This is a genomic window from Adlercreutzia rubneri, assembly GCF_009755265.1.
Taxonomy (GTDB): Bacteria; Actinomycetota; Coriobacteriia; order Coriobacteriales; family Eggerthellaceae; genus Adlercreutzia; species Adlercreutzia rubneri.
Genome location: NZ_WPOO01000008.1, coordinates 1 through 19357 on the forward strand (window position 1 = coordinate 1; position 19357 = coordinate 19357).

The following is a 19357-nucleotide window of genomic DNA, read 5'->3' on the forward strand; positions in this document are numbered from 1 at the left end:
CGCGCCCTGGGCGGCGGCCCGAGGTAGCGCGGGCGGCCAAAGTGCGGTAGCGCCCCCGGCCGGGAACCGGGGGCGCCGCCGGCGGGATAGAGTGGCGCGTTCGGCTGATTTTGCGGTAGCGCTAACATACATGGAGATGGCCATGTCCATGTGCCACAGCTTCGCTCCCACGTCCTCGACCATCTTGATACCGTCGCCGGTGTTGAAGCGCCAGCCCTCGAACTTGAAGGGAGAGCACTTGAGGTACTGGTTCTTCAGCTCCTCGTTGAACTCGAAACCGCCCAGCGTCATGATGACGGCCTTGCGGGCCTTCACCGTCTTCTCCTCGTTGCCGATCATGGTGTAGGCGCCCACGATCTCCTTGGTCTGGGGATTCTGGATGAGACGCTCGTCATGGCAGTCGAACAGTACCTCCACGCCCAAGGCCTCGCGCTGGGCATCCAGCTCGTGGAAGGACAGCATGCCGAAGCCGTCGACCGAGGACAGCTTGCAGGAGCCCTCGTAGGCGTTGTCGTCCAGGAAGAAGTACTCGGGGATGGCACCGGCCAGCGCCTGCTCCACCACCTCGTAGGTCATGCCGTACTTGTCGGCGTACTCGGTGTTGCGGGCGCACTCCTCGACCCAGGCCTCGATCATGGCGTCCGGGGTCTTGCCCTTAGTGAAGGCGCGGATGTAGTCCTTGAAGCGCTCCTTCTCGGACTCCTCCACAATGGTCCACTCGCCGTTGTTGATGGAGCTGTTTCCGCCACCGCGCTCGGGAGCCTTCTCCAGCACGAGCACCTGCTGGCCGCACTCGTCGGCGCCGATGAGCGACGCCCACATGCCCGCGCCGCCGTAGCCGATGACGAGCAGGTCGCACTCGTAGTCCCAGGTCTGGGGCAGCCAGTCGCCGGTGTTGGCGAGGGTGTCGGCGCCGCCCGCGCTTTCATTCGCGCAGCCGGCCAGCGCCGCCGTGCCCGCCATGGCCGCTGCGGCCAGGCCCGCGCCCTTCAGAAACGAGCGACGGGACACGCCGAGTTGTTCGTCTTTCTTCATGAAAGATCCTTCCTCCTCATGTCGTGCGGACGCCCAAGGGTCCCCCGAGAGGCTTCGCGCTCCCTGGGATTTCGCGTTTCAGCGAACTCGCGAAGCTTCCAGAAAACACTCTCGAAGGCCGCCCGCTCCCTTGGCGGGCCCCTCCCCTTGCGGCTCTCATCCGCGTTTGCAAGACCCAAGATTACGCAGAACCGCTCGCCCGCACATCTGAGCATCCGTCGGATTTTCGAAAAGAATCTTTCGTAGAGCAAAGACGTTTTCCCAGATCAACGCATCTAGGATTATCAATCCGATAGGCGCAAATCCCCTGATAGGCTATGATTTGAAGCTCTATGTGGACGAATCGGCTAGAATAATCGGCATCGCACAGAGGCACAGCCTGGGGAGGGGAAGCCCGTGTCAGCAACCACGCATGCGCGCGAACCTATCGAAAACGCAACCGAAGAGAGAAAAGCTCCGCACCTCGGACAGGGTGATGGAGCGGAGCCCGCAACAAGTGGCGACGGCGCGGCGGCCGAGAAGGGGTCGAGAGGCGTCCGGGGCGCAGGACAGGGCGACGCCCCGGACGCGGAACGTTCAGCACGCGCCACAGTGACGGATTCCGCCCTCCTGAATTTCCTCATCGTCGTGCTGGGATTCGGCCTGTGCCGCGCCTGGATCGTCTTCTGCCTGGGAGCGCCGCTCGTCTTTCCCGCCGCCTCCCCGACTCATTGGATCTACCTCGCCAGCGGGGCGCTGTGCGCGGCCGTTGTGGCCCTCGTCTGCCGCGCGGGAGGAAACACGATCGCCCTCATGCGCCGGCTGCTCTTCCGAATAACGCCCTTCGCGCTTCTGGCCAGCGGCATCCTTATCCCCTTGGCGATACGAGCCAACAGCGAGCTGCTCATGGCATGCGGCTTTGTGGTCGGCGGCATCGGCGCGGGGCCATTGCAGGTGCTTTGGGGCGATCGCTTCTCGCACCACTCGGTGCAGTTCGCCGCCTTCGCCTCCCCGGCGGCCGCCATCGTCACGGCAAGCGTGGCCGCGCTCTCGGCGAGCCAGACGAGCTTCATGGGGTTCATCGTCGTGCCGCTTCTGTCCTTCGGTCTGCTCGTCTTCCATGCGGATCGCACCGGGCACCCCTGGCGCGAACTGGTCGGCAAGAGCGATCTCGACTCCTCGCGGGACAGCGCGCCTCAGAGCGCGGTCGCGGAACCTGCCGAGGCGGCGAGGGCGCAACCGACAGGCTTCAGGGCCGGCAGCCGCGTACCCCTCGGCGTGGGCAAGCTCATGTTCTCTATCATGACGTTCTCGCTGCTCTGCCGCATGTTCGACACCATGAACCGCGGCGTGGATCCCTTGGCGTTCCTCGGCGGCAGTCCGATCTTCGCCCTCGTCGTGGTAGGCGCGGCCTTCATCGCCATCGTGGCGAAGGCGGGAGAGCGGTTCAACCCCACCCTCATCTACCGTCTGTCTCTCCCCATCATGGTGGCGGGTTATGTGGCCATCGCCCTGTTGTTTGACAGCCACGCCGCCATTTCGCTGCTCATCATCAACGTGGGCTACGAGTTCTTCGACATCCTCACGTGGGTGCTGTTCGTCGACGCCTCCCGGCGCCGCAACGAGAACGCCCTGTACATCTTCGGACTGGGCGTGGCTTTCATGTTCTGCGGCATGGCGCTCGGCAATGCGGCGAGCCACATCTTAGACACCCTGGTGTCCAGCGGAAACGTGCAAGCCAACGTCGTGGCCATGGCCGCCATCCTGTGCCTGGTGATCGTAGCGTTCCTCGTCCTGCCCGAGGGAACTGTGGCGCAGCTTTCCCGCCGCGAAGGGCACGCGGAACGCGGGGCAGCGCGCGCGACCGAAAGCGGCGTTCTCGGCGAATCGGAGGCAGGAGACGGTGCCGCGTCGAGCAATCAAGCCGAAGGTGCCTCCACGGCGGATCGCATTGAGCGGCACTGCGCCGCCGTGGCCCGCGACTTCGGGCTCACTCCGCGCGAGAGCGAGGTCATCGTGCTTCTGGCCTACGGACGCACGCTGGCCATCATCGCTCGCGATTTGCACATCGCCCAAGGCACAGCCCGTACCCATATCGAGAACATCTACCGCAAGCTGGACGTGCACAAGCAGCAAGAGCTCATCGATTTGGTGGAGAACCACGAGAGCTAAGGGCGCGCGGAATTCGGCAATCGTCTGGTCAAAAAACGCGTAAAGCGGCAGCCTATCAGGATCACAGGGAGAACTTCTCCCGAGTTGGAGAGAAGTTTCGAGCGTTTAAGGCCTGCTCGACAGGGAGAATCGCCGAAAAGGGCACTATAATTTGCCACCTTACGAGTTTTTTGACCAGAAGCCCCCTGAATTCCGCGCGACAACGGATTTTGGGGGCTTCTGCTGTCCGTGGCTACTCCGCGACCTCCGCAGCCTCGACTGCGGCCTTGGCAGCAGCGCGCTCGGCCCGCTCGGCCTCGATGGCGGCCAAGGCCTCCTGGGGCGTGGGAGGGCGCGGCGTGTCCTGGGCGATGGCCTCGGCCAGAGCCTCCTCGTCGGCTCCCTCGATGACGATGCCCTTGATGGCGTCGCCGATGGCCAGCTGCTCGATCACCTCGAGCCCTTCCGTCGCCTGGCCGAACACCGTGTACTTATCGTCGAACTCGGGCTGTTCGTCCAGCGAGAAATAGAACTGGCAGCTGCCGGAGTTGGGCGCGGACTTATGAGCCATGCACAGGCTGCCGAGCCGATGGGCGTTTCGCGGGTTGTCCTCCCACTCGTCGATGATGGTGTAGCGCGCGTCCCCCGTGCCCGGATGCATCCCGCGAATGGCCCCTTGAGCGGCGGCGAGCACCTGGGCCGGTCCCATGGTGCGCGTGGTGGGACAGCCGCCGAGCACCACCGATCCGGGCTTCTTCGCGTGGAACTTCAGACTATCGTAAAAGCCCTTCGCGGCCAGCTCGATGAAGTTGCCCACGGTGACGGGAGCCTCGCATCCGAATAGCTCCGCGCGAACGGTGCCACGCGATGTTTCAATGACGGCGACTTCGCGGCCGTTGGGCTTATAGCCCGGGGTGTATATTTCCAGTTCGATGCGTGCCATAAACGCTCCCCTTCCCTGCAAGAGCGCACCCGCCTCGGCGCCGCGCCCATCCGAACGCCGCGCCTCTCAGACGCCGCGCTCGCAACTTCTAATAAAAAGCCCTCCCATCTTAAGACAGGCGGGGCGTATGCGCGTCCGATGGAGCATCCTATTTTGCTGCAAAGAGGCCGCAACTCGAGTTTTCAAGAACCGAGAAGGCCCGACCGCGGGCTGGAAGCGGTCGGGCCGAAAGGGAATGAGGCGGCGCGAAATCTGCAGCGAGCAGCCGAAGTTACCTAGGCGGCGAGGCGCTTGGCGATGGCGCTGATGAACTCGCCCGTGGAAAGGGTCACGGGGTTCGGCAGCGTCGTGATGCGGGCGAGGTCGCCGGTCATCTCGCCGGCCTCAATGGTGGCCAGGGTAGCCGCTTCCAAGCGGTCGGCGAAAGCCACGAGGTCGGGCAGCTCGTCCAATTCGCCGCGCTTGCGCAGGGCGCCGGACCAGGCGAAGATGGTGGCTACGGAGTTCGTGGAGGTCTCCTTGCCTTCCAAATGCTTGTAGTAGTGACGCTGCACCGTGCCGTGAGCCGCCTCGTACTCGTAGACGCCCGCCGGGCTCACGAGCACCGAGGTCATCATGGCCAGCGACCCGAAGGCGCTCGACACCATGTCGCTCATCACGTCGCCGTCGTAGTTCTTGCAGGCCCAGATGAAGCCGCCCTCGGCCTTCATGACCCGGGCCACGGCGTCGTCGATGAGCGTGTAGAAGTACTCGATGCCGGCCTCCTCGAAGCGGGCCGCGTACTTATCGTCGTAGATCTCCTGGAAGATGTCCTTGAAGCGGTGGTCGTACTTCTTGGAGATGGTGTCCTTGGTGGCGAACCACAGGTCCTGCTTGGTGTCCAGGGCGAACTCGAAGCAGCTCATGGCGAAACTCGCGATGGAGGCGTCCAGGTTGTGCATGCCCTGAGCCACGCCGGCGCCGTCGTACTCGTGCACGAGCTCGCGGATCTCGGTGCCGTCCTCGCCCGTGTACACCAGCTCAACCTTGCCGGGACCGGGCACGCGGATCTCGGCGTTCTTGTACACGTCACCATAGGCATGACGGGCGATGGTGATGGGTTTCACCCAGTTGCGCACGCAGGGCTCGATGCCCTTCACGATAATGGGCGTGCGGAACACCGTGCCGTCGAGCATCGCGCGGATGGTGCCGTTGGGGCTCTTCCACATCTGCTTCAGGTCGTACTCCTCCACGCGCGCCGCGTTCGGCGTGATGGTGGCGCACTTCACGGCCACGCCCAAGCGCTTGGTGGCCTCGGCGGACTCGAAGGTGACCATATCGTCGGTGGCGTTGCGGTTCTCGAGGCCCAAGTCGTAGTACTCGGTCTTCAAGTCGACGAAGGGACAGATCAGCTCGTCTTTGATCATCTGCCAGATGATGCGGGTCATCTCGTCGCCGTCCATCTCCACGAGCGGCGTGGTCATTTGAATCTTGGTCATGGTGCTCCTAACGACAGAAATCGGTTGCGACCATGCTACCGCGAAATGTGAGCAATTCGCCCCGCAATTCGCCTAGAAACAAGGTTGTAACGGGCAGGGGCTGTCCGGGTTCGAGCGGGCGGAGATGACCCGTGCTCAAGCAATGGCTCGCTCGGCGGAACAGCCCACTGGGCTGTTCCGTTCGCTGCGCAACCTGCGCGCGGGCCACCTCCGCCCGCTCGAACCCTACTCTGCCTCTGCTGATTCAGATGGCGCAGCCATGATCTCTTCCAGGAAGGCTTTGCCGTAGGTGGCGAGTTTTTTCTCGCCGATGCCGGGGAGGGCCAGCAGCTCCTCTTCTGTGACGGGGCGGGCGGCGGCCATGGCGGCCAGGGTGGCGTCGTGGAAGATGACGTAGGGCGGCACGGCGGCCTCCTGGGCCAGGCGCAGGCGCAGGGCGCGCAGGCGCTCAAAGAGCTCGACGTCCGCCTCGGTGAGATCGGCGGCGCCAGGACGGGCAGCCTTCGGCGGTTTGGCCGCGCTCCCCTTGCGCACCTTCGGCGTCTGCTTGATGCGCAGCGCAAAATCGGGCTCAGCGGCCTCACGGTAGCGGGGGCCGAAGCCCACAAGCGGGAACTTCCCCTCGGTGATGGCGAGATACCCGTCGGCAGCCAAGAGCTCCACCACTTCCATGAGCAGGGCGCGCCGAGCCTCGGAGGTGCCGTAGACCGGCAGGTTCACCAGGCCCCACTGGCGCAGATTCTCGGTGTCGGCGCCGCGCAGCACGTCCACCACCGTCGTCTTGCCGAAGCGGCCGCGCAGAGCCTGCACGCAGCGCATGATGGCGCGAGCCTCGGCGGTGACGTCCACGGCCTCGAATTCCCCGTCGCAGTTCGAGCAGCACCGCTTCGCCGACGAGCTTGCAGAATTTTCCTCGGTCGGGAGGGCGGACCAAGATCCACCCCTACGGAGGGTGGGGTCGCAGGCGGCATGGCCATCGCGGGAGTCTGGGGCGCAGGCAGCACCGTCAAGCAGGTTTGCGCCGCCGGCACCCGCCCCACCGTAGGGGGCGACCTCGGTCGCCCCTCCCTGCGACGGGAGTGCCTCGTCATGACCACCTTCCCCGAAGTAGCGGAGAATGTACGCGCGCAGGCAACCGGTGGTGTAGCAGTAGCCGACCATGGACTCCAGCATGCGGCGGCGGCTCGCGCGCACCACCTCGGCCTCCTCGGCCGTGAGCCCCTCGTGGGTCGATTCCTGCTCGATGAAGAAACGGCCCGTGGCGATGTCGCCGTCGCACCACAGAAGTAGGCATTCGGCCGGGCTTCCGTCGCGCCCGGCGCGGCCGGCCTCCTGGTAGTAGGCCTCCACCGACCCGGGCATGTTGTAGTGCACCACGTAGCTGACGTTGGACTTGTCGATGCCCATGCCGAAGGCGTTGGTGGCCACCATGACCGGGGCCGTATCGTTCACGAAGGCCCGCTGGTTGCGCTCGCGCTCCTCGGCGGTGAGCCCCGCGTGGTAGCGGGTGGCCGCGATGCCGCGCTCGCGCAAGTGGTCGCACACCTCCTCCACCGTCGCCCGCTTGGCGCAGTAGACGATGCCCGACTCGGCCCGTCGCTCGTCGATGAAGGCATCCAGGCACGCCAGCTTCTGCTTGGGCTCGCGCCGCTCCACCGCGAAACGCAGGTTGGGCCGGTCGAAGCCCGTGACCGTGCAGGCCGCGTCGCGCAGGCCCAGAAGGCGCACGATGTCGCGGCGCACCAGATCGGTGGCCGTGGCCGTGAGCGCCGCCACGGGAGGGCGGACGGGCAGCTCAGCGATGAACTGGCCGATGGAGAGGTACGAGGGGCGGAAGTCCTGACCCCATTGGGACACGCAGTGGGCCTCGTCCACGGCGATCAGCGCGAGCCGCGCCGTACGGGCGAACTCGGCGAAGCGCGGATCGGCCAGGCGCTCGGGAGCCACGTACATGAGGTCGTAGGCGCCCTCGGCCGCCCGGCGCAGCACCTCGGCCTGCTGTCCGGGCGCCAGCGTGGAATTCAGGTACGCCCCGCGGATGCCCGCTTCCTGCACGGCCCGAACCTGGTCGGCCATGAGCGACACGAGCGGGCTCACGACGAGCGCCATGCCCTCCATGACGACGGCCGGCACCTGGTAGCACACCGACTTGCCGGCACCGGTGGGCATGACTGCCAGCACATCGCGACCGGAAAGGAGCGCCGAGACCACTGCCTCCTGCCCCGGACGGAACGCGTCGTAGCCGAAACGGCTCGCCAGCACAGCCCGTGCCTGCTCCATCTTCTGATCCATGAACGTTCCCCGCCTTCGGTCGCCTCGTCTTTTGCAAGCCAGTATAGCGGGTATCGGCTCTACCGTGGTCGCGGCAAAGCCGTCCCAAAACCGTCATCGGTTCCCGGCGCTTTCCCACACCGACCGCTGCGGCGTCGCCATTGCGTCCGCCTCAGCCGAATCGCGCCGACACGCAGCGCCGCTACCCCAACCGCGCCAGCGCGTCCTCAGCAGCGGTGAGCACCTCGGCCACCTGATCGGGATCCATGGCGGAAAGCGGCACGCGGGGTTCGGGAGCCGCTGAGAAGTCGCCGATGGCCATGCGCAGCCACGCCACATCGTGCCAGGCGCCGAGCTTGTAGCCGGCCTCCTTCTGAACGCCCATGAGCGTAAAACCCAGCTTCTCGTGCAGAGCCAGGCTCACCTCGTTGGGCACCGTGATGAGGCTGTAGGCGTTGCGCACGCCCTGCAGGGCCAGAAGGTCGATGAGCGCCCAGAACAGCACGCTGCCCCACCCTCGGGAGGTGTAGCCCGGCGCGAAGTAGATGGACAGTTCGGCGTTCCACGCATAGGCGGCGCGCTCCCCCAGCCGGTGCGCGTAGGCGAACCCGACGATGGAGCCGTCCTCTTCCACCACCAGATAGGGATAGTCGCCGATAATAGAGGCCATGCGACAGCGGAAGGCGTCCAAAGAGGGGGTCTCGGTTTCGAACGTGATCGCCGTATCGCGAATGTAGGGCGCGTACACGGCCAGAATGCCTGCCGCGTCTGCCTCCGTCGCCAGTCTTACCGTGCGCACAACCGAACCTCCTTTGAATCGCCTGCGTGACGCCGTGACAACTATTGTATGCTCGCACCCATCGCCGTCAAAAGGCGAACTGGCGAGCGGAGGGGAAGCCGCGCGCTACTCGTACTCCACCACGGCCAGATCCGCCGGGCCGCTCACGATGAAGCCTACGTCGCGCACAAAACCGCCGGCGGGAACGTTCCCGTTGTGGGCGCCGTTGGCGACAGTGAGCCGCGTGCCTGAGGCCGAAGCCTTGCAGTTCCACGCGTCCTCCAAGGTCACCTCGCCGTTGAAGGGCACCACGACCGACCAGCTCTTCACGCCGGCGCTGTAGTTCGAGCCGGCCATCTCGTAGCGGAAGAAGGTGCGGCCGCCCTCCTCCCAACGGTCGGCCACCTGGAAGGTCCACTGCAGGGTGTCGTCGGCGGAGACGAGCATCTGGGCTCCGGCGCTGTTGTCCTTCACCTCGGCCCGGGCCAGCGCCACCTCCTCGCGGGAAAAGCCGGGGCTCTTCAGGGTGTCGACGAGCCATAGGCCCTCGTCAGTGAGGTCGTCCAGGGTGAAGCCGGAGGTCTTCGCGCAGCCGGGCTTGAACAGGGCCGCCGTCTCGTCCTTATTCGACAGGTTCCAGCAGATGTAACTCACGTCCAGCTCGTTCATGAGGCGTACCCACAGGTTCGCCGAAGCGTAGTCGATCTCGCCGGCACCGCTTGCCTCGCAAATGCCGAACTCGGTCACGAACACGGGCAGGCCGCCGGCCACCGCCGTGGAAAGCGCACGGCGCAGGTCATCTTCATGAGTGGCGGCGTAGAAGTGCAGCGCGTACATGACGTTGGCGTCGGGCAGCGGGTCGGCCGCCGCGGCGGCGAGATCCTGGGACCAGGTGGGCGTGCCCACGACGATGACCGCGTCCGGGTCGTTGGCGCGAATGATGGGGATGATCGCCTCAGCGTAGGCCTTGATATCAGCCCACGTGGTGCCGCCGTTGGGCTCGTTGCAGATCTCGTAGATGACGTTGTCCGCGTCCCCCAGGGCGCCGGACACGGAACGGAAGAACTCCTCGGCGGCCCACTGGTTCGTGGCGGGGTTCGCATCCGACAGGGTGTGCCAGTCGACCACCGCGTACAAGTCGGCGGCCTGGGCGTACTGGACGCCGCGCACCACCAGGTCGTTCAGCGCCGCGCGGTCGCCCGTCTCCGTGGCGTAGCCGCCCTCTTCCGCCGAGTAGGTGGCCAGGCGCACAACGTTGGCGCCCCACACGTCGGCAAGCTCGGTGAAAAACTCCTGGTTCACGTACTGCGGGTACCAGGCCAGACCGTGGGTGGAGACGCCGCGCAGCTGCACCGGCTCGCCGGAGGCATCGGTGAGCTGGGCGCCGACGACTTTAAGCGCGCCGGTCGTGGAAGGGGTGGGCGCGGGGGGCGCGGCCTCCTCGGACGGGGCCTCTCCCGCGGCGGCATCGGCCGGGGCCGCCGGCTCTGCCTCCAAGGTGTCCTGGGGACGGCTCGCGGGCTCTTCCACCACCAGGGCATTCGAGCCCCCGGCCGGGGCCAAGCCGCCCACCGTCATGGCCAGGGCCACGCCGACGCCCGCCAGCGCCACGAGCACCGCCACCGCGATGCCGATGCGCGCGAACCTTGCCCGTCCCGCCGTCTTTCCCATGGCACCCTCGCTTCCAGGGCCTATCGGCCCGCTCACTTCCAGGACCTAGAGGCCCGATCGTCCTTCGTCAGGCTCGCCATTGTACACCGCCGCCGGCGCCAGCGTCACTTCCACACACATTCCCAAGGCGCAGGCCACATCCGCCAGAAGATCGGAGGTGATGTTGGCGCGACCTCGCTCCACGCGGCTGACGACGGCCTGATCCACCAGGGCCCTCTCGGCCAGCTGTTTCTGCGTCATACCCTGCTCGCGGCGCGCCTCGGCCACCGCGCACCCGATGGACTGGCGCAACTGGCGCCGGTCGTCCAGTATCTCGCCATCGTCATCGACGGGAAACGGCCCGCGCAGCACGAAATAATCCTGCGAACAGGCCCCCTTCCCAATAGCGAGCAGGGCGAACTCGCTGTATTCCCGGAGGCCATTCGCCCTCAAGACCTCTCCCAGGTTCTGCCGTCCCGGAGGCACCACGCGCTCGGCCACCCAGCGACGCGCCCACGCAGGCCCTATCGCGCGCTCCCCCCTTTCGACGAACGAGGAGAAAAGGAACGGCACCTCTTCGGGGCCTGCGCCCTCCGCTATCTGGATGCCCCATTCGTCGCGTTCGGCGTCGTAGAAGAGACGGCCGCAGGGAACGGCATTGCGGGCGCGGCCGTCGATGATGTCGAAGGCGAACACGACTACCCCTCCCTCGACAGGCCGTCCGACCGGCTCTCGACGACGGTGCCCCCCGCGAGCAGATGCTCCCAGCGCCGTGCAAGCATCTCGCGCATCTTCGCAACATGGGCATCGGATACCGCGTGGCCGATGCCATCGGTCAAGGCCCGTATGCGCCCCTCGCCGAGAGGCGGCATTGGCAGGGGCGTCTCCACCAGCTCGCCCACGAAGCGCAAGTTCTCTTCCAACGAGCGCGTCCCCAGGTAATTGTTGGCGTTCACGTCGCTTAAGGGGTCGAAGGCGCGCACGCGCTCCTCATCCCCGTAGCAAGAGAACACGAAGGACAAGCCGCTATCGAACAGCGGCGCGAGGCGCACCGAGCCTTCGGGGCTGCGTATCACCTCTATGTTTGCGCCGTGGCGATCCCGATTGGCGATGAGATAATCAGCAATGATGAGGGCCGCCACCTGCGGGCCCCAACCGTAGCGCCGCGCAAGGTCGAACGGCGACTCCCCGGGGCGCCGGTTCAAGTCGTAGAATAAATCGAAGGCCATCTTGCGCTCGTCGGGCGCGCGGAAGCTCGGCGACTCGTTGAGCCACGTCTCGCGCTCTTCGCCGTCGATGACCACGAGCCCGTGGATGAGCCGATAGCGTGCATGGGGAATGCCCAGGTGCTCCATCACGCGGGCGGCCAGAAGCTCGTTGACACACTCATGGCCGTAAATGCCCCGGTAGCTGTCGTAGCAGGAGAGCTTGTAGTAGCGGCGCGCCCTCCCCTCGCCGGCCCGCGCCTTCGGGAAGGTGCCGCTCGTTCCCGAGGTTGTCGTGCGCTCGTCCCAGCGCAGGTGGCGGAAATCCTGCAGCTCCGCAACCAGATCGTCCATAGCCCCTCCCTTCAATATGATTTTTGCATCATATCACAGAAAGAGATCAGACGGTCGCCTCTTTCAGCAGTGCAGCGCCGAGGGCGAGGAATTCCTGCTGGGTCAGGGTTTCGCCGCGGCGGCGGGGGTCGATGGCGGCGGCATCGAAGATGGCGGGAAGGTGGTCGACGATGTCGGCTCCGTCGAGGACGAAGGCGCCCCCAACACCACCAGACAGGGCGCCATCCACGGCCCTTAGCCCAGCCGACGAACCCGAGGCTCCCAGCAAGAGCGAGCCGCGGCCGGAGAAGTAGGTCTTGCAGGAGTTGGCGATGGTCTTGCGGCGGTTGGCGAAGGCGGCGTCGGCTACGAGAGCCGCAGCAGCGATGACCTCCGGCGTGGCAGGTGCCCCATCGGCCATGAGCGGCACGCGACGGTTCAGGCGGATGACGGCGGAATCGACCCGGGGCGGCGGGAAAAAGTTGCCCGGGCCCACGGGAAAGCGGCCGGCCGGCTCGGCGTGCAAGCCGAGCTTCACGGTGTAAGCGCCGTAGTTCTTCGTGCCCACGGCGGCCGCCATGCGGTCGGCCACCTCCTTCTGCACCATGACGGTGGCAGAGTCCAGGAAGGGGAAGTTTTCGAAATAGTCGAGCACGACCGTAGCGGCGACGGCGTAAGGGAGGTTCGCGACCAGCTTGTTGGGAAGACTCAGCTGAGGCTCCTCCTGAGGCACAGCCACGCGGTACCTTGATTCGCTCAGACAGTCCTCGCTCTGCGAAACAGCCCACTGGGCTGTTTCGTTCGCTGCGGAACTCGCTCGGTCAAGGCACCCCGTGTCTGCGCCGATCCCGGCCATAGCCGCAACAATGTCATCCCCGGTTACGTCGAGGGCGTCTTTTTCGATGAGGGCGAACTTGTCGCGCCAGGGGTGCAGGGTGTCGGCGAGGACGGCGGGCAGGTCGGGGTCGCGCTCGATGGCGACGACGCTGGCGGCGTGCTTCAGGAGCGCGATGGTGAGCGTGCCGATGCCGGGGCCCACTTCCAAAATGCGGTCGGCCTCGCCCACCTCGGCCAGGACGATGATCTTCTTCAGCACGTCGTCGTTCACAAGGAAGTTTTGGCCCAGGGTATACTTGGTGCCGATGCCGTGGGCCTCGAGCACCGCGCGGGTGGCACTCGGCGTGGAGAGCGGCGACAGGCGCCCGTCGCCGCCGGCATAGCTATCGGTGGCCGCCACGGCCGTTGCCCTTCTTCTTGGTGTTCTTCTTCCCGTAGGCCGGGCCGCCGCCCTTGCCGGAGGACTTGCGCGGGCCGCGGGAGCCCGACTTCGGGGCATCCTGCTTAGGGGCGGGCGCCTTCTGGCTTACGGACAGCTTCGCGCGATCCTTCGGGCGGTGCTCGGCAGCTTCGGTCGTCCCGTCGTTGTCCTCCTCCTCTTCGACTTCCTCGATTTCTTCCACGCCCTCCACTTCCACAACCTCATAGTCGTCATCGAAGTCGAGGCCCAGGGCGCCGAAGCCGCCCACGGGGGGCAGCGGGTACTCCTCGGCGTCGGCCGTGATCTCGCCGTCAGCGCGGATCTTCCCCACCCAGTCGAGCACGAGCTCTACGGCAAAGCCGGCCACGGACAGCGCCGAGCGCACCGTGCCGATGAGCGGCTCGAAGCCGTGGGGATCGCCGCCGGCTCCTACCACGTGGATGACCGCAGAGCGCTTGGGCCGCGTGCGCAGGTCGGTGAAGTAGTAGGGCTGCAGGCGGTCGAGCAGCGCCTTCATCTGAGCCGGCACGCTGGCGAAGTACACCGGGCACACCACGATGAGCTCATCGGCCGCATCCAGGTGCTTGCGCACCTCGTTCATGTCGTCGTCGATGACGCAATGGTGGAACAGAGCACCGGATTCCGCCACCGTCTCTTGAGGCAGCAGCGGATCGCCCTCCTCGAACACGTGGATGGGCTCCTCGGCGACGGCGCGGCACTCATCGCAGCCGATACACGGCCGCACCTCGGTGGACGACACCGACACGATGGACACCCCGTCCTCCGGGCACTCCTCGATGCAGGCATTGAACAGCTCGTCGGCCAGCGCGGCACTGCGCCCATCGGCCCGACACGACCCGTGCAAAATCACTCTATGCATTGCTGCTACCTTTCTGCCACGGGGTGGGCTTGCGGTTGAGGAGGCGCTGTGCGTTCTCGTAGAGCTGGGCGAGCAGGGCGGCACGGGCCTCGGGGGTGTCGGCGCCGCGCACCTCGCAGAGCACGTCGGCGGTGTAGATGGTGTGGGCGGGGCCGCAGTCGGTGCCGCGCAGGGGCTCGGGGGTCATGTAGGGCGAGTCCGTCTCGGTGAGCAGGCGGTCGGCCGGAACCAGCTTGGCGGCCTCGCGCACCTCGTCGGCGTGCTTAAAGGTGAGCGGCCCCCCGAAGGCGATGTAGCAGCCGGCCTCCACCCAGCGGAACAGCTCGGCGGCGTCCAGGTTGAAGCAGTGCAGAAGGGTTCCCGCCTCGGGAAAGCCCTCCTCTTCCAGGATGGCGAAGCCGTCGTCGTGAGCCTCACGCATATGCAGCGCGATGGGCAGTCCCGCTTCCTTGGCCAGGCGAATCTGAGCGCGGAAGACCTCGCGCTGCGTCTCGCGCGGCGACAGGTCGTAGTGGTAGTCGAGCCCGATCTCCCCCACCGCGCTCACGCGACGGTCGCGCAAACGCTCGCGCAGGGCGGCCTTAAGCTCCGGCGCCCACTCCTTGGCGTTGTGCGGGTGCACGCCGGCCGCGATGCGCACGTGGGGCACCGCCGGAGCGGCGACAATGCCGGCCGCCCCGTCGTCCTCTTCTTCCATGACCTTCAGATCGCGCGCGGCCTCCATGAGCCAGAGAGGCAGGACGTCGAAGGTGGCGAAGCCGTCCTCGGCCGGATCGACGATGGTCTCCACGAAGGCGACGCCGTGAGCGCCGGCACGGGCCAGCTCGCAAGCCGGGTCGGCCAGCATCTGCAGATGCGCATGGGTGTCGGCCACCGGGCCTTCCAGCACCGGCGAGGGCATCACACGCCACTTCCCCCCTTTGCGCTTCTGCCGAAACAGCGCATCATAAAAAACGGGATCTTGGTCTCTCATGATCGCCTACAGCTCGGGCAGATTATCCACATCCAGGCGCGGGAAGAGGGGGTCGCCCACCTCCACGGCGACGCTAGCGGGCAGCTGGCCCCAGGCCGTGGCCTCCTGGATGTCGGTGGTGTCGGCGATCTCTCCCAGGCCCAGGCGACGGAACACCTCGGCCGAGGTGTTCGGCATGAACGGCGCCATGTACAGGGCGATGATGCGGATGGCCTCCAGACAGTTGTAGATGACGCCGGCCAGCTCATCGGCGCGGGCGGGATCTTTCGCCAGCGTCCAGGGGGCGCTCTCCTCCACGTACAGGTTCACGCGGCTCGCCAGCTTCTGCACCGCCGCCGCGGCCCCGGTGAAGTCCACCTCGGCCATGCAGGCGTCGTATTCCGCGTACAGGGTGTCGGCGATCTCGCGCAGGGGGTTGTCCTCGGAACCGGCAGGCGCCTCGGGCACGCGGCCCTCGAAGTACTTCGTGGTCATGTTCGTCACGCGGGAGACGAGGTTGCCCCAGGTATTGGCCAGATCGGCGTTGTACACCTGCACCATGCGCTCCATGGAGATGGAGCCGTCGTGGCCGAACTGCACGTCGCTCATGAAGTAATAGCGGTAGGCGTCCACCCCGAACACGCGCACCAGGTCGGCCGGCATAAGCCCGTTGCCCTTCGACTTCGACATCTTCTCGCCCTTGGTGAGCAGAAAGCCGTGGCCGAACACCGTGTGGGTGATGGGCATGCCAGCGGCCATGAGCATCGCGGGCCAGATGACGCAGTGGAAGCGGGTGATGTCCTTGCCCACAAAGTGGTACTGAATGGGCCAGCGGCGATCGAACTCGGCCTCGCGCTCGGGGTCGCCGTAGCCGATGCCCGTGAGGTACGCGATGAGCGCGTCGGCCCACACGTAGAACACGTGGCCCTCATCCCACGGCACGGGGACGCCCCAGTCGAAGCTGGAACGGGAGATGGACAGATCCTGCAAGCCGCCCTTCACGAAGGAGACGATCTCGTTGCGACGGCTGACCGGCCGGATGAAGTCCGGATGCTCGTCATAGAAGGCGAGGAGTTTGTCCTGGAACTCGGAGAGCTTGAAGAACCAGTTCTCCTCGCCCGAGGACTCGTAGCGCACCGGGCGCTTGCAGTCGGGGCACACGAACTCGCCGTCCTCGTTCTTCTCCAAGTCGCTCTCAGCGTAGTAGGTCTCCTCATGGACGCAGTACCAGCCCTCGTAGGCGCTCTTGTACAGCCAGCCCGCGTCGTAGAGCCCCTGCCAGAACTTCTGCACGGCACGGGTCTGGCGATCCTCGGTGGTGCGCACGAAGTTGGTGTAGTCGATATCCAGCGTCTTCCACGCATCGGTGAAGGCCGGGGCCAGTGAGTCGCACCAGGCTTGCGGGGTCATGCCGTTCTTTTCGGCGGTCTCGGCGATCTTCTGGCCGTGCTCGTCGGTGCCGGTGACGAACGACACGTCGTAGCCGTTCATGCGCTCGTAGCGCGCGATGGTGTCGGCGGCCACCGTGGTGTAGGCGGTGCCCAGATGCGGCGCGGCGTTGATGTAGTAGATGGGCGTGGTGACGCCGAAGGTTCCCTTAGGCATAGCGGGTAAGACTCCTTTTCCGGGCGCAGGCGGCCGATGACACCGCCGCTCCCCTTTAGGGTTGTTGCGTGCAGGCTATCTTAACACAGGGAAGGGCCGCACGATCCTTCGACTCCGCGCTGCGCCGTAGGCGCGTGATGGCGCGGGGCCGTGAGGAACCAGGGCGGCAAGGGTCGCGAGGGACGCGAGCGCCGCAAGGATCAGGAGCGCCCGAGGATTCCACCCAACGTTGCCGCAAGATCCTTTACGCTGATGGGCTTGGAGAGATGGTCGTCGGCGCCGGCGCGCTTCGATTCCTGCACATCCTCGGTGAACGCGTTGGCCGAGAGCACCACGACGGGCAGCGCGCGCAAATCATCGCGCTCGCTCTCGCGGATGCGGCGCGTGGCCTCGAGGCCGTTCATGACGGGCATCTGGATATCCATGAGCACCACGTCGAAATGGCCCGGCTCGCTCGCGTCCAGCGCATCGAGGGCCTCCTGGCCGTTGGCCGCCGTCTCGGCCGCCGCGCCGAGGGACTCCAGCAGCGCCACGGCGATCTCGCTGTTAAGCTCGTTGTCCTCCACAAGCAGCACGCGCACGCCGCTCAAATCGGCGCCCCTCGGCGCGGGCGCATCCCCCTGCGAAACATCGCACAGGGCGTCGGCGTCGTCGCTTTCCTCGAGGGAGCCTTTCGCGTCCCTTTCCACATAGCGCATGCTCACCCGCACCGTGAACACCGTGCCGCGACCCGGCTCGCTTTCCACATCAATCGTGCCGCCCATCAGCGAGACGACGGACTGGGCGATGGAAAGCCCCAGCCCCGTGCCCTCCACGGACTCGGTGCGCGAGTCGTGCTCACGCGCGAAGGGCTCGAAGACGTGCGCCAGAAACTCAGGCGCCATGCCGCAGCCGGTGTCGGCGAAGACGAACTCGTAGTCGCTCGTCCCCTCGACGCGAGAGGCGTGCTCGACAACCCGCAGCGACACCGAGCCGCCCGCCGGCGTGAACTTCACCGCATTGCCGAGCATGTTCATGAACACCTGTTGCAAGCGAAGCCCGTCGCCCTCTACCAGCGGATGGGCGAGCCCTTCGAATTCAATCACGAAGGCGATGCCCGATTCTTCGCAGCGCTGCGAGAACATCGTCTCCATCTCGAGAGCCAACGCTCGCAGATCCACCTCTCCCACGGTAAGCACCAGGCGCCCGTTCTCGATCATGGAGAGATCGAGAACCTCGTTGATCAGCGCGAGCAAATGGTTGCTCGACAGCGTGATCTTCGCCAGGCAGTCATCCACTTTCTCCGGATGCCCCTCGTTCATGCGCGCGAGCTCCGTCATGCCGATGATGGCGTTCATCGGCGTGCGGATATCGTGGCTCATGCGCGAGAGGAAGTCGCTCTTGGCGTTGTTGGCGGCAACCGCCGCGCGATAGGAGTCCTCCATGGCCAGCTGGAGCTGCTTCTCGCGCTGCTTGAGCGCCGTGACGTCCTGGGTTGTGTAGAGAAGCCGCGTCGGCATCCCCGCCGCGTCGCGCTGCACGCAGATGAGGTTGATGTCCTCCCGTTTGACGTCTCCCCCGCGATTCATCTGGTACTCGAAGCGGATCTCGTCGGAGCCGGGCGGCATGAGATCGATGATCGTGTGCTTGTCGTAGAGCTTGGCCACCTCCGCCTTGGCCTCGTCGCCCACGACCAGGCCCTGCAGGCGCTCTATCATGGCGGTGTAGGGGCCTTCCAACTCGTAGGGGTCACTCGGCGTGACCGGGCCGCTCATGTAGCGGAACCGATCGGCATCCAAATCCATGAGCACCAGCCGCTCGGTCAGCTTGGCCACCCCGCGCTGCACGTCCTCCCGATCGCGCATCGAGCGGGTGAGCGAGCGGTGGCGGCGGTTGTTGTAGAAGATAATGCCGGCAATGACGAGGACGAATACCACCACGATGACGAACAGGGCGTTCCAACCGCCTTCATTGGCCTCGTTGATCATCTGCTCGGTAGCGGCGGCCGGGAACGTCTCCAGCATCATCCAGCCGAGACCCGGCACCTCGCGAAGGCACACCGAGCCCGTGCCGCGCTCAGCCTGGTAGCTGTACGTGACCGTCTCGTGATTGGCAAAAGCGCGCTCCAGATCGCGGGCGCCAGAGGTGGCAGAGGGGTCGGCCTGCGCCTCTTGGATAAGGTTCCTGCCAACATAGGAGGAATCCGTGGCGGCCACCACCTCCCCGGTGGGCAAGCACAGCATCACCTGGGACGCGTAGCCGAAGAAATCGCCTGACAGAAGATCGGCGAGCCGGTTCTCGCTGTAGTGGGCCAGAAGCAAGCCCACGACCGGGCCGTCCGCGCCCTCGCGAACCGGTGCGAAGAAGTACACGAGGTTCTCGTGGGTCATGCGGGTGTTGAATACGGCCTCGATGCCAGATTCGCCCGCCATGGCCCGCTTGAAGTAAGAGCGATCCGACACGTTCACCGGCTCGTGCTGGGGCGAGTGCTGCATGCCGTCGACATCAACGAAGTCGATGGTGTCGAAAGGCGAGGTCTCCTCCACGCTGATGAGCCATTCCTCGCTGGTGACGATGTCGGTCACATCCGCCGACTCCGAGGCAAGGGCGGCGATAGTCTCGATGTCTTTCTGCGTGTTCTCCATGAGGGTGGAGACCAGCACGCAGGATTGGGCCGTGGCATCAGAGACGTACTGGTTCGCCTGGGCAACGATGCGGTTGCTCGTCTGCTGCATGAAGGTGGACAGCGTGACGACGACCGCGATGAACACGAGAACGAAAGCAGCTATGGAGAGCCAGTACTTTTTCCCCTCGTCTTCCACAGCGTCCTCTCTCGTCGCGGCACAGGTAATTACACATG

14 protein-coding genes are annotated in these 19357 nt (G+C 65.8%); 1 reads left to right on the forward strand and 13 read right to left on the reverse strand.

Translation table 11 applies throughout. The features are described 5' to 3' along the window. A partial coding sequence (locus GO707_RS06035) for an FAD-binding protein (RefSeq protein WP_157012523.1) occupies window positions 1-1035 on the reverse strand: 1035 nt, incomplete at its 3' end. A gap of 591 nt (window positions 1036-1626) precedes the next feature. On the opposite strand from GO707_RS06035, the gene GO707_RS06040 reads away from it, so the two are divergent. After that, window positions 1627-3186: a LuxR C-terminal-related transcriptional regulator gene (locus GO707_RS06040; RefSeq protein ID WP_114539188.1), complete on the forward strand. Its 1560-nt coding sequence runs from the start codon at window positions 1627-1629 to the stop codon at window positions 3184-3186. Between the two features lie 232 nt (window positions 3187-3418). On the opposite strand, the gene GO707_RS06045 is transcribed toward GO707_RS06040, so the two are convergent. The 12 genes from GO707_RS06045 to GO707_RS12725 form a co-directional block, all read right to left on the reverse strand. Then, complete coding sequence (locus GO707_RS06045; RefSeq protein ID WP_114539189.1) at window positions 3419-4108, reverse strand: peptidylprolyl isomerase; 690 nt, start codon at window positions 4106-4108, stop codon at window positions 3419-3421. Window positions 4109-4383: 275 nt separating this feature from the next. Beyond that, window positions 4384-5586 (reverse strand): NADP-dependent isocitrate dehydrogenase, encoded by a 1203-nt coding sequence (locus tag GO707_RS06050; RefSeq protein ID WP_114539190.1) that lies wholly within the window; start codon window positions 5584-5586, stop codon window positions 4384-4386. A gap of 225 nt (window positions 5587-5811) precedes the next feature. Beyond that, complete coding sequence (locus tag GO707_RS06055) at window positions 5812-7878, reverse strand: RecQ family ATP-dependent DNA helicase (RefSeq protein ID WP_227070087.1); 2067 nt, start codon at window positions 7876-7878, stop codon at window positions 5812-5814. 181 nt (window positions 7879-8059) lie between these two features. After that, on the reverse strand, window positions 8060-8656 hold the full coding sequence (locus tag GO707_RS06060; RefSeq protein ID WP_157012524.1) for a GNAT family N-acetyltransferase: 597 nt from the start codon (window positions 8654-8656) through the stop codon (window positions 8060-8062). A gap of 105 nt (window positions 8657-8761) precedes the next feature. Next, complete coding sequence (locus GO707_RS06065; protein ID WP_157012525.1) at window positions 8762-10306, reverse strand: cellulase family glycosylhydrolase; 1545 nt, start codon at window positions 10304-10306, stop codon at window positions 8762-8764. Window positions 10307-10351: 45 nt separating this feature from the next. Further along, a complete protein-coding gene (locus GO707_RS12720) occupies window positions 10352-10981 on the reverse strand; it encodes a helix-turn-helix domain-containing protein (RefSeq protein WP_198161028.1) in 630 nt (209 codons plus the stop codon). A 2-nt stretch (window positions 10982-10983) separates the two neighbouring features. Further along, the gene (locus GO707_RS06075) at window positions 10984-11844 is read right to left on the reverse strand and encodes a hypothetical protein (RefSeq protein ID WP_157012527.1); all 861 of its coding nucleotides are present in this window, start codon (window positions 11842-11844) and stop codon (window positions 10984-10986) included. Window positions 11845-11890: 46 nt separating this feature from the next. Continuing rightward, complete coding sequence (locus GO707_RS06080) at window positions 11891-13060, reverse strand: ribosomal RNA small subunit methyltransferase A (RefSeq protein WP_227070090.1); 1170 nt, start codon at window positions 13058-13060, stop codon at window positions 11891-11893. Further along, window positions 13044-13961 (reverse strand): flavodoxin family protein, encoded by a 918-nt coding sequence (locus GO707_RS06085; RefSeq protein WP_157012529.1) that lies wholly within the window; start codon window positions 13959-13961, stop codon window positions 13044-13046. The genes GO707_RS06080 and GO707_RS06085 overlap by 17 nt, the downstream gene beginning before the upstream one ends. After that, entirely contained in the window at window positions 13954-14862 is a 909-nt protein-coding gene (locus GO707_RS06090; RefSeq protein WP_157012583.1) for a TatD family hydrolase, read from the reverse strand. Before GO707_RS06090 ends, GO707_RS06085 begins: the two co-directional genes overlap by 8 nt. Before the next feature lie 78 nt (window positions 14863-14940). Beyond that, window positions 14941-16518: a methionine--tRNA ligase gene (metG, locus tag GO707_RS06095; protein ID WP_157012530.1), complete on the reverse strand. Its 1578-nt coding sequence runs from the start codon at window positions 16516-16518 to the stop codon at window positions 14941-14943. Window positions 16519-16718: 200 nt separating this feature from the next. After that, window positions 16719-19319 carry a hybrid sensor histidine kinase/response regulator gene (locus GO707_RS12725; RefSeq protein WP_157012531.1) on the reverse strand — a complete coding sequence of 867 codons (2601 nt, stop codon included), beginning with the start codon at window positions 19317-19319 and terminating at the stop codon, window positions 16719-16721. Between the last annotated feature and the right edge of the window lie 38 nt (window positions 19320-19357).